The sequence below is a fragment of the Pontibacter cellulosilyticus genome (genome assembly GCF_014306105.1).
GTDB classification, from domain to species: Bacteria; Bacteroidota; Bacteroidia; order Cytophagales; family Hymenobacteraceae; genus Pontibacter; species Pontibacter cellulosilyticus.
In genome coordinates this window covers 908,078-920,197 of sequence record NZ_JACRVF010000001.1, presented here as the reverse complement: position 1 = coordinate 920,197, position 12,120 = coordinate 908,078, and the positions used below count along the sequence as shown (strand labels likewise).

The following is a 12,120-nucleotide window of genomic DNA, read 5'->3' as shown; positions in this document are numbered from 1 at the left end:
TGCCTTAACCGCAACGTAAACAGAAAGATCGCTAGATACTGACTGGTTATCAGTGATTTATACTTTCTAAAACGAGGCGTTTCTGTCTCTAAAACAACAATACATCGTATAAGTAAGCTACTTCGTTCTTCCACCAAATTTCAAAGTCATGGCCAGATTACTTGTTCTCTCTCTATTACTTTTTGCCTGTTTCAGTTTACAGGCGCAGACAAAAGTACCCTCATCAGAAGTACAGATTAAAGCTGCTTTACTGGCCGCACCAGCCGATAAGCGTGATGGCGCGGCTGTGTTGGGATATAACCAGAAGGGGGAGTTAGTAACGCTGCGTAAAGGGACAAATGAGATGGTGTGTTTGGCCGATGATCCGAATCAGAAAGGCTTTTCAGCAGCCTGTTACCACCGCGACCTGGAGCCGTTTATGGCACGTGGAAGGGAGTTAAAGAAAGCAGGAAAAGAAAGGAAGGAGATCTTTGATACGAGAGAACAGGAAGCGAAGAGTGGTAAACTGAAAATGCCCAAACAGCCTGCCTCTTTGTTTGTGCTCACGGCTCCGGATGAGAATTATGATCTGGCAACCGGCGATGTGAAGGACGGCTACCTGCGTTATGTGGTTTATGTACCTTATGCTACGGCAGAAAGCACTGGCTTACCGCTAAAACCAGATGGCCCTGCTATGCCCTGGATTATGGACCCCGGCACACATGCAGCCCACATCATGATTACGCCGGCACCGCCTGCAAAACAAGAGAAGTAAGTTATACTTATACTTGCTGAATGAACTGCTTCAGGCGCTGCGCATCTGTAACTGCATTGCCTAGTACCGTGTTGTTAAAGAATATCCATACTTGTTTTTCGTCTTCCAGCCAGTCTTTTATCATGAAGGCATAGCGTTCCAGCTTTTCGTCGGAATAGGAAGAAGTATACATTTTTTCGTCGCCGTGCAGGCGTAGGTATATCGTATCGGTGGTACTTACTTCTGTTCCCGGAAAGCGTTTGCCTGCACTGGCCATCACTGCTGTAATGTCATACTCCCGCATCAGGTCCAGCGACTCTTCCGTGAACCACGACACATGCCGTGCCTCCAGTGCAAAGGCAGTGTCCGTATACTTCTCCCGAAGGGTTCTGTAAAACGCTTCTGCTACAAGTCTGTCGTACCGGAAGCTGCCGGCAATCTGCACCAGCACAGGGCCAAGCCGTTCTCCCATCAGCAAGTACCTAGACATGAACTTCTCCAGCGGTTCGTCAATGTCTGTAAACTTTAGTTTGTGTGTGATCTCCTGGTGCAGTTTTGGGGCAAATTTGAAATAGGAAGGGGTAGTGGCAAGCCATTTCTCTATGGTCTTAGCCATCGTGAAATGGTAAAAGCTGCTGTTTATTTCGGTGGCGTTAAACTGGGTAGCATAGTAGGAAAGGCGGTCCGCTGATTTAAGATCTGCAGGATAAAGCACTTCCTGCCAGCGGTAACTCCAGCCTGATGTGCCAATGTATAAATTGGGGTGAGATTCAATCATACGTGCGGAAATGTTGTTATAGCGGCTAAGATTTGTTGTTCTTCTCGTAAGGCTTCAGTTCCTCGTCTTTCACCAGGTAAGCTTTCTCTGCTATGTCCAGAATGTCCTCTTTACTGTCAGAGTATGCTTCTACCACAGTGTAACCTGTGTCTTTGTAGAACTCATCCATACGGCAGAGTTTTTCTTCGTCTTTACACGCCTTGCCAATTACCTTATAGGTGTTGTCTTCATACTGCACCCGGGTCCCAGCAAATCCATCAATAGGGAATAGCTTAAACAGCGGTTTTACGTAAAGCTCCAAGCCTCCTGTAGCACAGAAAAGCTTAACTCCCTGCTTTCGCATCTCCTTAAAGTGGTTTAGCAGCTGCTTGTTAAAGTTGTCAGGATACTCTTCATCCCAGAACTCTTTTGCATAGGCTTCTACCTGTTTAGGTGGCAGATCGTCTAGGTAGTTGAAGAAGTTTTCTTTGAACTCTGTTTTCCTGATCTGGTGTAGCTTTAGTAGTGCCTTATAGTAAAGCATCTGGAAATAGTATTTGGCCTGCTTCGGTTTTTTCCCGACAACAAACTTAAAGAACTCATCTTTAGAGCTCTTGTTATAGAATGTCTGGTTCAGGTCGAACACTAAAACCTTTGTCTTCTCTTTTTCTTCTGACATGGTAACACATGTGTAGGTTGGGCAGGTGCAGCACCTGCGCTTCCTAACATACGAAGTTCGAAGAAAATGATTGGTTGAATAAATGCAAAAGGGGAAAACGATAGACGCTTTCCCCTTTTGCATTTAATATACTGTGTAACTTATTACGAACTACAAGACAGCATAGAGCAGCCAGCTTTCTGACTTGCCCATTCCGGCCTTGTCTGGAAGAATTCATCATACTTATCAGAGTATGGCTCCTTCATCGCCTGCTGAAGCTTAGTAAACAAATCATCCTTTCCTTGTTCCAGCTCTTCTATAGCCTGGTGAAGCAGGTAATTGCGAAGTATAAAACGTGGGCTGGTACGGCGCATCAGTTCCTGCGATGCCTCGCGGCTGCAGGTGTTTGCCTTAATACGCGTTACGTACTTCTGGATGAAAGTATAAAGTTTCTCCTGTTCCGTTTCGCTTAAGTCATTGTAGAGGCTCTGCTTAAAGTGCTGCGTAACCGCTGATGCATCGGTCATATCCAATGGCAACTCTATCAGCAACTGAAAGAAGATAGTCATGTCAGGTTTGATGGCTGTCAGCGTCTCTTCCAGTTCTTTTATCAGTTTAATGTCTTCTCCGGAAACCTGGTCTAGGCCAAGTTTTTTGCCCATCATGCCGTAGTAGTTCGGCCAGTAAACATCTTTATAAGTCTCCAGTACCTCAACAAGCTGTTTTGTATCCGGGAAAAGCGGGGCCAAAGCACCGGCCAGGCAACCCAGGTTCCAGTAAGCAATGGATGGCTGCTTACCGAAGGCGTAACGGCGACCTGGTAAATCGGTGGTGTTAGGCGTAAAGTTAGGGTCGTAGTCGTCTACAAAAGAGTAGGGACCATAATCTATAGTAAGTCCAAGTGCAGACATGTTGTCGGTGTTCATTACGCCGTGCACAAAACCTACGCGCATCCATTCTACTATCAGCATTGCCGTACGATCCACTATTTCCTTAAACCACTTCAGCACCTTATCCTCACCGGTAATGTGTGGGTAATAGCGATCAATGGTCCAGTTTACAAGTTGTTTAAGATTTTCTATTTCTTTTCTGGCTGCGAGCACTTCAAAGTTGCCAAACCTTAGAAAGCTTGGCGCCACACGCATCACAATGGCACCCGGTTCATAGGCAGGGTTGCCGTTGTAGAACATGTCGCGGAGCACAGGCTCACCGGTTGTTACCAGGCTTAAAGCACGGGTGGTGGGCACTCCCAGGTTATGCATGGCCTCACTCATCAGGTATTCCCGCACAGAAGATCGTATTACGGCCCTACCATCGGCACGGCGGGAATAGGGTGTAGGTCCGGCTCCTTTAAGTTGTAGCTCCCAGCTTTGTTTGGGGGCAGTTTCCCACTCGCCCAGTGTAATGGCGCGGCCATCGCCTAACTGCCCAGCCCAGTTGCCGAACTGGTGGCCGGCATAGCACGCTGCATAAGGGTACATGGTATCAGTAACATGATTGCCGCCAAGTATGTCCACCTCCTGTTGCTCTGCCGGTTTTTGTATACCGAGCTTAGTGGCTAAGTCATCAGACCAGGCAAGCAGGATTACTTTATCTACCGGAGTCGGAACTGCTTTACTATAAAGTGCACCCGGTGTCTGGCGCGGTGTAAGGTCGCCGCTGTCATCACCGGAAAACGTTGTTACAAACTCTTTTTTATATGCTTTTGAGCTAAGGCTCTCCATCTGCTTCACTTTAATTCTAAAATTTTTTACGTCACCTTTTAACAAGATTTTGACAAGATAAGTTAATTTTTACCGGAATTTACTGCAGGAGATGTGTTAGCTTGCAGTCTATACTTACTTCGCTGTCGCTTTATCAATGGCATTACAGCTGCAAGTACAACAACTCTAACTAATTGCGATGTCTATACTTTTAATAAGCCGTGGGCGGGACATAAATCCCTGGCTGGAAACGATTAAATCAGAAAGACCGGAACTGGACCTGCGTGTTTACCCTGATACCGGTTCTGAAGAAGAGATAACGTTTGCTATCACCTGGAACCATCCTTTAGGTGCTTTCAAAGCATTTCCAAACCTGAAGTGCATTGCATCGATGGGAGCCGGCGTAGACCACATTCTCAAAGATCCGGAGCTGCCGGAAGATGTGCTAATAACCCGGGTAACGGATGAGCATCTAACCAACGATATGGCTACTTTTACGACAGCTGTTGTGCTGAACTACATGCGGGGACTTTCGGCATATAAGGCTGCAGAACAGGAGGGCAACTGGCAGCCAAAGCCATACCTGCGCCAGCGCGACCTTACCGTAGGCGTAATGGGTATGGGAGTACTAGGAGCCGAGGCAGCCACGCAACTAAAGAAGCTCGGCTTTAGTGTGCAGGGCTGGGCTAAATCTCATAAAAGTATCGAAGGAATTCCTGTTTATGCCGGAGCTGATGAGCTGGACTACTTTCTGGCCACCTCCAATGTGCTTATCTGTCTGCTGCCACTCACTTCCGAAACAGCCAATATCTTAAATAAAACCACCTTTGAGAAACTGCCGCAGGGAGCTTATGTGATAAACGTAGCCCGAGGGGAGCACCTGGTGGAGGCAGACCTATTGGAGATGCTGGATAAAGGCCATTTAGCAGGGGCGAGCCTGGATGTTTTCAGAACGGAGCCATTGCCGAAGGAGCACCCTTTCTGGTCTCACCCTAAAGTAGACGTAACGCCGCATATCGCCAGCGTTACCAATCCGGCCTCAGCAGCAAAGCAGATATTACAGAACTACGACAGGCTTCATCAGAAGGAGCCGTTGATTAATGTTGTTTCACGAACCAAAGGATATTAACATGAATGCTTTTCACTACGCTTTTAAAGTAAAGGACATCGAATCTACTCGCAGGTTTTATGTAGAGATTTTGGGCTGCCAGGAAGGCCGCAGCACGGAGCACTGGATCGATTTCGACTTTTTCGGACACCAGCTTTCGGCACATGTAATCAGTAACATTCCGGAGCTGGATTACTGCGGTAAAGTGGACGGAGTAAGCGTGCCGGTGCCGCACTTTGGCTGTATACTTAGCTACGAGCAGTTCGATGAGTTGCAGGAAAACCTGACCAGGCACAACGTAAAATTTGTTGTAAAAGCACACACCCGTTACGAAGGACAGGTAGGAGAGCAGCGCACCATGTTTGTACTCGACCTGAGCAACAACCCGCTGGAGTTTAAGGCTTTTAAAAATGCAGATGAAGTGTTTGCGTCTTAGGTAGCCATAAATTGCTTTTATACTTTATAGTGCTTTCAAAACCTTAAGCGTATATATAGACGTACTTGTTTTTATAAACACAAAAGACTTATGGAATCGAACAGCACGAACGACACAATGAACACACTAGAGGGTTTGGTTAAGAATCCATCGCAGATAGCTGATATATTAAAAGATCCAGGCAAGCACGGGTTGGATTTCTATAATGGCCTCTCGAACAGACAAAAGCAGTATGTGCTGCTAGCTGCCGGAATCGGTTTAGTGGCATTTGCAATTTATACTGGCCGTCAGCCTGATTATCATGAGGAAGAAAATGACCAAACGGCTTAACATTAGAAAAACGGAAACGTATACTTTAATAGACGATATATTTTTTGTTATCGCACAGACAGGCTAAATACCTGAATAAAGCTTGTAGAAGCTTTCTTATCTTTATCGAGTTTGTACGAGATACAAAAAATGAAAAGACCTGCTTTAAGTTAGATTAAGGCAGGTCTTTTGCTTTTATACTTTCTTATTTAGCGGTGATTATCGCTTTTTACCTTTCTTAGCCACCCGTTCTTTGTGTCCCTTGCGCTTCAGCTCCTGAAACTCCTCGTTCGAGATCACCACCGTGTAATAAACTGAGGTTAGCACTAAAATTCCCGCTTCCTCCACGTAGGTAGTAGACACCGAAAGCTGCTTGTTCGGGTTAAGCTCATACTTCCCATCCACTTTCTCATACACATTAAATTCATACTCGCCTTCTTTGGGCTGGCTGTTGCTTGTCTGGGACAGGCAGTCGCCGGTTAGTACGAAGGGTATATCCAGCTCTACTTCGTAGTCGAAAGGCTGAAAGTACTTGCCATCTTTTTTGTAGGTGATGTACTCGATCTTGTTAATGTATATTTCGATGTCAGCGTTTTTGCTGTCACGTTTGTTTTTGATGTCACTTATATTGCCGACTAGTCTCATGTAAAGTAGTGCTGTGCGTTTTTGCTGCTGTTGGGTTGCCCAAAGTTACAACTAATATTGCTTCTACGCTTGCATAACAGTTTATGTAGTGCAGAAGCAGGCAGCAAGTATAAATTCTAGTAATTATGTAGCTTTGCCACATGCAACAACCTAAACTATTTATGTTGATGCTCGGGGGCAGACCTCCGGGGCGCAACACCGAACAACACGACATGTTTTTCGGGATAGGAGAAACTATGAAAGACCTTGTACCGGCTATTAAAACATTCTGGCCAGAAGCAAAGAATAACCTGCACGTAGATGCATGGCGCGAAGTTAACTTTGTAGACGGCTATGCAGTTAAAGTAGTGCCAAGGCAACAGAGTGAAAGCATAAACGTGGAGGGACCTGACAAACTTTTCTTCCTGAACCTTGGAGGATACAAGCCGGGAGAGTTTGATGAGTTCCATTACAAGATGCTGGTAGTGGCCCCGGATATGGCAGATGCAACTACGCAAGCCCGTAGATCAGCTTTTTACAAGCACACCGGTTTTAAAGGCGCAGCCTCACACATAGATGATAAGTATGGCGTAGACGTAGACGACATGCAACTTGTAAAAGAAATGCTGCCAGAGGAAATAAAGCAGCAGTACAGTATACTTCTATCACCCATTACTGAACTACCTGAAGACGAAATACACTTGGGTTATTTTCAACTGCACAAGTTATAGCAAATAGCCTATGCTACTCAAGTTGCGATTGATTGATGCTAGCGTTGGATATTCGCAACTTATTTAGTTATACCTTCCGCGCCGCTGAGGGTTCTCAAGAAACAACTGCAGAAATACTTTTTGATCAGTGATAACATTGTACTGGTCTGCAAAGTCGCGAAGGTTTCTATCAGTGGTATAGCCAAAGTGTTCGTAGCCAACACTTAGGTTTTTAAACAGCCTGAGCGTTACTCGTGGCCTTATAATGCCGATGGAGTTATACCCGTCCAGCCCCTTGAAAGTATTCAACCAGAAATGGTAGTAAACAAAAGCAACAGAGGCATACTTTCCTAAACTCAGCGTACTCTCAACTTTGCCCTGTAGGCCAGTTGCGTAAATATAGTCGCGGAGGCCCAGCGAGTCGGGGGCAGATCGTGTACTGTTGCCGGCCAGCGGAATAACTCCTAAGTGTGCGTTTGTGTATAAGTTGATCTCTTTGCTTAGTGGTAATTGTGAGAAAACGCCTCCTCCAAAGCCCAGTGCACCTAAAACAAAGTTGCGTGTGTCCCAATAGTCGTAGTACTGAAAGGCGCCGGTAAGTAGCTGCAGCTTTCCTATGCTGGAAGGCTTGCCAAACAGAAATCCATAGCCTGTAATGTTGTTGATAATGCCACCTACCGTATCGGCACTGCCTATACTTAACTCTGTGCGCAGCCGGAAAAGATCGAATGGTTTGTGCGCCTCGAAAGCAGTGCCATAGTCCAGCTGCACGTTTAGCATAGCGTTGTTGCTGCCTGCTCCAAACACATCATTTTCGTCCACGTTAAGGCGGTGCACTCCGGCAAATAGTGTTACATTCATCGGGTCTTTTTCATAAACCTCTGCATTTGTAACCTGTGATGTTTTGCCTTGCAGCAGTCGGTTTAACCCCCGCACCGGGTTAATCAATCCGGCTGCCAGTTCACGCATCACTCTCTCGCGGCCTCTGGTACGGTCATCTAAAATGTTTGAGCTTACGCGGTACAAGATCTCCCCAAGTGCCGCGCCGTTCAGGGGAGTATATACCATATCGTTGTAGGAGGGCAACGTATTTTCACCAAAGTACTCCCAGGTAAGGCTACCAGCCACTGCAAAGGGCAGCGATTGCCAGTAGTTGTAACCCTGCGACCTTGCCGCGTTAAAGTATAAAGTGCCCTGATAAGGATGGCCGATAAAGTTGATTCTGAAACCATCAGTATCCCACTCAGGCTCCGTTGTCAGGTTGGTTTTCCAGGTGCTGGGACTCACGTAGCCATAGTCTGCTTTTGCTATGTAGCGGTTGTAGCCCATAAACAGCGCGTTTACACCAAGAACCTGGGCGGCAGGTTTCCATAAGGGTTGCCGTGGGTTATACTGCGGGTCATCGTGCAGCAGATCGCCGTAGCTGTTGTAACGGGTGGAGTCTAGTTGCTGCTTGGTTGAGTTTTGCAGGCCCAATGAGTCGGAGAACAGCTTTTCCTTTCGTGCTTTTATCAACTTAAGCTGTAGTTCCCGGTTGCCTTTAGCAGGGTTTATGGTATCAGGGGCTGCTTTTTCCTGTGCCATAACAAAAGTTGCTAGCAACAGGAAAAGTATGGTATGTATGCGTTTCATGTGGTCGTGCTTCAGGTGTGCGGTGAAGGGAGCAGGTATACATTCTGGTTGCTCCTTTTGTAAAATTACCGGACACATATGAGCCTAATACGAGGATGGGGTGGTGCAGGTGGTACTTTACTAGTATAAATGTTTAGCTGTAGCAGGTGTTTCAGGTTTGGGTGATGGCAATTGTTCTTTTCATCCAATATTTTAGAGCGCAATCCAAAATCAGCCTTAACTTTGTGTTTTGTCAGAGGCACTCATACTTCTTTAAAGCACGCTTACAATATCATGTCTACTGTAGATACCAGCGATTTTTTTACCACGCAGCGGGATACAACTGAGATCAAGTCACAGATTCTGAATGATTTCTTTAAAGATTGGTGTACATCCATACTTCAGGGGCAACGGTACAAGTCTAACCATGCGCTGGCGTATATCGATTTGTTTGCCGGTGAAGGGAAGGTCGAAAAGGGCAACCCAGCAACTCCTGTAAAGATCTTGAACAGTATTTTCGGAGCCACTGATAAGTTTAACCTGAACAAGATCGTTCGTACTTTTTTTACAGACGAAAAGCCAACAGTAACTCAAAAGCTGAAGCAGAACCTGGAGGCCCTGCCATACTACGAAAACCTGATCTATAAACCGGTTATACTTAACGAGGAAGTAAACTTTAGCCTGCTCGCAAAATTGCTGGGTACTGATACGCCTGCACTGATGTATACCGACCCGTTTGGCTATACTTTCGCGCAGCAGATTCTGCTACAGTCTGTTAAACGCTGGGGGTTAGATGTGTTTATGCTGTTTAGCCCTGCCAAAATGCGCCCTGCCATACTCAATGCCGGACCAGATGACCTGCTCACTGATATTTTCGGAGCTGAGCGTATTGCCCGGATAAAAGAGTTTTGCGAGCGTTACCAGGATGCTTCGCAGCGCGAGGATTTTATGGTAGACAGTTTCGAGGATATCTTCAAAGAAAGAGACTACAAGACCTTCCGCTTTAAAATTAGTTTACCGAAGAAGCACCAAACCAGCCATTACCTCTTTTTTGTGTCTAAAACCGACACGGCCTACATGAAGATGAAGGAGTTGATGCTTGCCTACAGCGATTTCCAGGAAGACGGTGTGCCTCTCTTCGGTGCCAACATCAAGCACCAGTTATCCCTCTTCCAGGAGCAATATCGGTATTCTATTAAAAACTTGATTTCTGAGTTGGCAGGTAAAGCATCGTTTTACCACAACCTGCCCCTTGATAGCATTTACAGGCACCATAACATTGGCACCAACTACATTCGGGGCAATTACCTGGAGGCATTCGAAAACCTTAGAAAAGAGGGGGTGGTAGAGTCTATCAACCCGATCAGCAGAAAACCGATGCGCAAGGTTAATTTTTCTTCGATCATCGCTTATAAATAGGCTGATATTTGATTGCCTTCACCTGCCGCTAAATTAGGAGCAGCAAGAGCAGTAGGAGAACCTAACATTTAATTAATCCTGTGAATCCTGATCCAGTTCGGATAAAAGGTCTTGCAGGTCTAATGGGCGGGTATACATGTGCAGTGAGCCGTCTTCGTGCTGAGGCCATTTCTCTCGAGGCCGATCCCAGTAAAGTTCTACGCCGTTCTGGTCGGGGTCTGATAAGTATAAAGCTTCTGAAACACCATGATCTGACGCACCGGCAAGCGGATAGTCAGCCTCAATTAACCGTTTAAGTATAGCTGCCAGGTCTTTTCGTGTAGGGTAGAGGATGGCCGTATGAAAGAGGCCCGTGCTGCTCACAGGCGCAGGCGACCCACCTTTGCTGTACCAAGTGTTTAACCCGATGTGGTGATGGTAGCCGCCTGCAGAAATAAAGGCTGCATCTTTCCCATACATCGTAGTCAGTTCAAAACCCAGCAGATCACAGTAAAACTTCATGGCGCGGTCCAGGTCAGCCACTTTCAGGTGCACGTGCCCAATCCGGGTTTGCGCTGGTATGGTGTACTTGTTCTTCATACTTAAAGGGGCAAGTGACTGGGCTACTTTTTCTTTTTCTTCTTCTTATTTTTCTTTTTTCCCTTGTAGTCGTTGTCTTGTGTAAAGAGGCTTGTAATGCTTTTGGCTATCAAAAAAGAGAACAAGCTACCGATTGCTACTATCTTCATGGTTGTTTGTGGGTCTCGGATGCTGCGGAAGCGGGTGGTACCTTCTTTTATTTCAATATAGCCAACCGGGGTTAACGACATACCTCCGCCACCGCCAGATCCTTCGTTGCCGTTTCCGCCTCCGAAACCATAAGCAGCCTTTGCCACAGGAATCACTGTAGTTCCGTGGCGCTCTACTGGGTCGCCATAAATATGTGAAGCATTGGCAGATATGCCAATCTTTTCTGCCAGCCGTTCTGCCACAGAAGTATTGCTTGTGGTATCTTTTTCTTTGTCCTGGTTCATGGTATCAGTTTATACGGGTGTAATTGAATACCCCTGCTGCAGTAAGGTTACTGCAGCAGGGGATTATTAAGATAGCTTAGCTTTCTGCTACTACACTATCCGGAGTTACGGCCCACTGTGCAGCGGCTTCTCTGGTATAGTCGCCAAAGCTTCTTGGGGCATGGCCCAGCAAGGCTGTTAGTTTCTCTAAGTCTTCTGGTGTTGCCTTCAGCCCAACCTTCTGGAAATGCTCAAACATGAGTCTGAAGTCGAATACCATCCAGTCCGGCATGAACTGCACCATCATATTTTCCCATGCATCCATGTCATTGCCGAAGTATGAAACAGGTATACCTAAGGCTTCGCTCCACATGTTGGCAGTGTCCTGACCTGTGAGCGCCTTTGGTCCAACTACATTTATTGCTTTGCCTTCGTGACCGGTTGTGGTTAGGGTTATGGCAGCCGCCTCAGCAATATCGCGCACATCTACTCTGGAAATACCAACGTCTCCGATTGGTTGGATATAAACACCCTGGTGTAAAAGCGCATCTTTAAACCAGATGTCATTCTGGTAAAAGTTATTTGGGCGTAAGAAAGTATAAGGTATACCTGATTGTTTTATAGCTTCTTCGATGGATAGTTTTGACCCAAAGTGCGGCAGATGCAAAGCTTTGTCATAATCGTGAATAGACATGTAAACAATCTTTTTTAACCCGGCCAGGCGCGCTCCGTTCACGGCAAAGAGGCCTTCGCTGGTTTCAGTTGTACTAACCGGGTTTGCCATAAACACGGCATCCATACCTGTAAAAGCCGAGCGCACTGTTTTAGGATCAAGAATGTTGCCTACCACAGTTTCTACTCCTTCAGGCATATTTGTAGCCTTTTCAGAGTCGCGGGTAAGCACATAAACTTCTGCGTTGCGGGCAAGCAGTTCTTTTACTGTTGCGGAACCAACAGTTCCGGTACCTCCGATTACAAGAATTTTCATAACACTTTTTTTAACTAGTTATAGATCTGGAAAAATAATATGGTATGAGTAAGGGCAGGGGCGACCTAACAG

Annotated in this window: 14 protein-coding genes; 6 read left to right on the top strand and 8 right to left on the bottom strand. The window is 46.2% G+C overall.

All coding sequences use genetic code 11. From position 1 onward, the window contains the following. Nucleotides 1-148: 148 nt before the first annotated feature. Entirely contained in the window at nt 149-754 is a 606-nt protein-coding gene (locus tag H8S84_RS03990) for a hypothetical protein (RefSeq protein WP_187065962.1), read from the top strand. 7 nt (nt 755-761) lie between these two features. Here the strand turns inward: H8S84_RS03990 and H8S84_RS03985 are convergent, their stop codons facing one another. From H8S84_RS03985 to H8S84_RS03975, 3 genes are all read right to left on the bottom strand, one after another. Beyond that, complete coding sequence (locus tag H8S84_RS03985) at nt 762-1,511, bottom strand: DUF72 domain-containing protein (RefSeq protein ID WP_187065961.1); 750 nt, start codon at nt 1,509-1,511, stop codon at nt 762-764. Between the two features lie 25 nt (nt 1,512-1,536). Then, nucleotides 1,537-2,169 carry an HAD family hydrolase gene (locus H8S84_RS03980; protein WP_187065960.1) on the bottom strand — a complete coding sequence of 211 codons (633 nt, stop codon included), beginning with the start codon at nt 2,167-2,169 and terminating at the stop codon, nt 1,537-1,539. Nucleotides 2,170-2,312: 143 nt separating this feature from the next. After that, nucleotides 2,313-3,872, bottom strand: coding sequence for a protein adenylyltransferase SelO (locus H8S84_RS03975; RefSeq protein ID WP_187065959.1), 1,560 nt, complete (start codon nt 3,870-3,872; stop codon nt 2,313-2,315). A gap of 178 nt (nt 3,873-4,050) precedes the next feature. Here H8S84_RS03975 and H8S84_RS03970 point away from each other — a divergent pair, with 178 nt between their 5' ends. The 3 genes from H8S84_RS03970 (at nt 4,051) to H8S84_RS03960 (ending at nt 5,725) form a co-directional block, all read left to right on the top strand. Continuing rightward, nucleotides 4,051-4,980 (top strand): 2-hydroxyacid dehydrogenase, encoded by a 930-nt coding sequence (locus tag H8S84_RS03970; protein WP_187065958.1) that lies wholly within the window; start codon nt 4,051-4,053, stop codon nt 4,978-4,980. Nucleotide 4,981: 1 nt separating this feature from the next. Continuing rightward, complete coding sequence (locus tag H8S84_RS03965) at nt 4,982-5,395, top strand: VOC family protein (RefSeq protein WP_187065957.1); 414 nt, start codon at nt 4,982-4,984, stop codon at nt 5,393-5,395. Nucleotides 5,396-5,485: 90 nt separating this feature from the next. Continuing rightward, nucleotides 5,486-5,725 carry a hypothetical protein gene (locus H8S84_RS03960; RefSeq protein ID WP_187065956.1) on the top strand — a complete coding sequence of 80 codons (240 nt, stop codon included), beginning with the start codon at nt 5,486-5,488 and terminating at the stop codon, nt 5,723-5,725. Between the two features lie 198 nt (nt 5,726-5,923). Here the strand turns inward: H8S84_RS03960 and H8S84_RS03955 are convergent, their stop codons facing one another. Beyond that, nucleotides 5,924-6,349, bottom strand: coding sequence for a hypothetical protein (locus H8S84_RS03955; RefSeq protein ID WP_187065955.1), 426 nt, complete (start codon nt 6,347-6,349; stop codon nt 5,924-5,926). A gap of 140 nt (nt 6,350-6,489) precedes the next feature. On the opposite strand from H8S84_RS03955, the gene H8S84_RS03950 reads away from it, so the two are divergent. Next, the gene (locus tag H8S84_RS03950) at nt 6,490-7,059 is read left to right on the top strand and encodes a DUF1543 domain-containing protein (RefSeq protein WP_187065954.1); all 570 of its coding nucleotides are present in this window, start codon (nt 6,490-6,492) and stop codon (nt 7,057-7,059) included. A 63-nt stretch (nt 7,060-7,122) separates the two neighbouring features. Here H8S84_RS03950 and H8S84_RS03945 read toward each other — a convergent pair whose 3' ends face one another. Further along, the gene (locus tag H8S84_RS03945; protein WP_187065953.1) at nt 7,123-8,670 is read right to left on the bottom strand and encodes a DUF3943 domain-containing protein; all 1,548 of its coding nucleotides are present in this window, start codon (nt 8,668-8,670) and stop codon (nt 7,123-7,125) included. Between the two features lie 273 nt (nt 8,671-8,943). Here H8S84_RS03945 and tcmP point away from each other — a divergent pair, with 273 nt between their 5' ends. Next, nucleotides 8,944-10,068, top strand: coding sequence for a three-Cys-motif partner protein TcmP (tcmP, locus tag H8S84_RS03940; protein WP_187065952.1), 1,125 nt, complete (start codon nt 8,944-8,946; stop codon nt 10,066-10,068). A gap of 72 nt (nt 10,069-10,140) precedes the next feature. On the opposite strand, the gene H8S84_RS03935 is transcribed toward tcmP, so the two are convergent. The 3 genes from H8S84_RS03935 to H8S84_RS03925 form a co-directional block, all read right to left on the bottom strand. After that, nucleotides 10,141-10,647 carry a VOC family protein gene (locus tag H8S84_RS03935; RefSeq protein ID WP_187065951.1) on the bottom strand — a complete coding sequence of 169 codons (507 nt, stop codon included), beginning with the start codon at nt 10,645-10,647 and terminating at the stop codon, nt 10,141-10,143. 23 nt (nt 10,648-10,670) lie between these two features. Then, the gene (locus H8S84_RS03930) at nt 10,671-11,081 is read right to left on the bottom strand and encodes a spore germination protein GerW family protein (protein WP_187065950.1); all 411 of its coding nucleotides are present in this window, start codon (nt 11,079-11,081) and stop codon (nt 10,671-10,673) included. Between the two features lie 76 nt (nt 11,082-11,157). Continuing rightward, complete coding sequence (locus H8S84_RS03925) at nt 11,158-12,048, bottom strand: SDR family oxidoreductase (RefSeq protein ID WP_187065949.1); 891 nt, start codon at nt 12,046-12,048, stop codon at nt 11,158-11,160. Nucleotides 12,049-12,120: the final 72 nt, after the last annotated feature.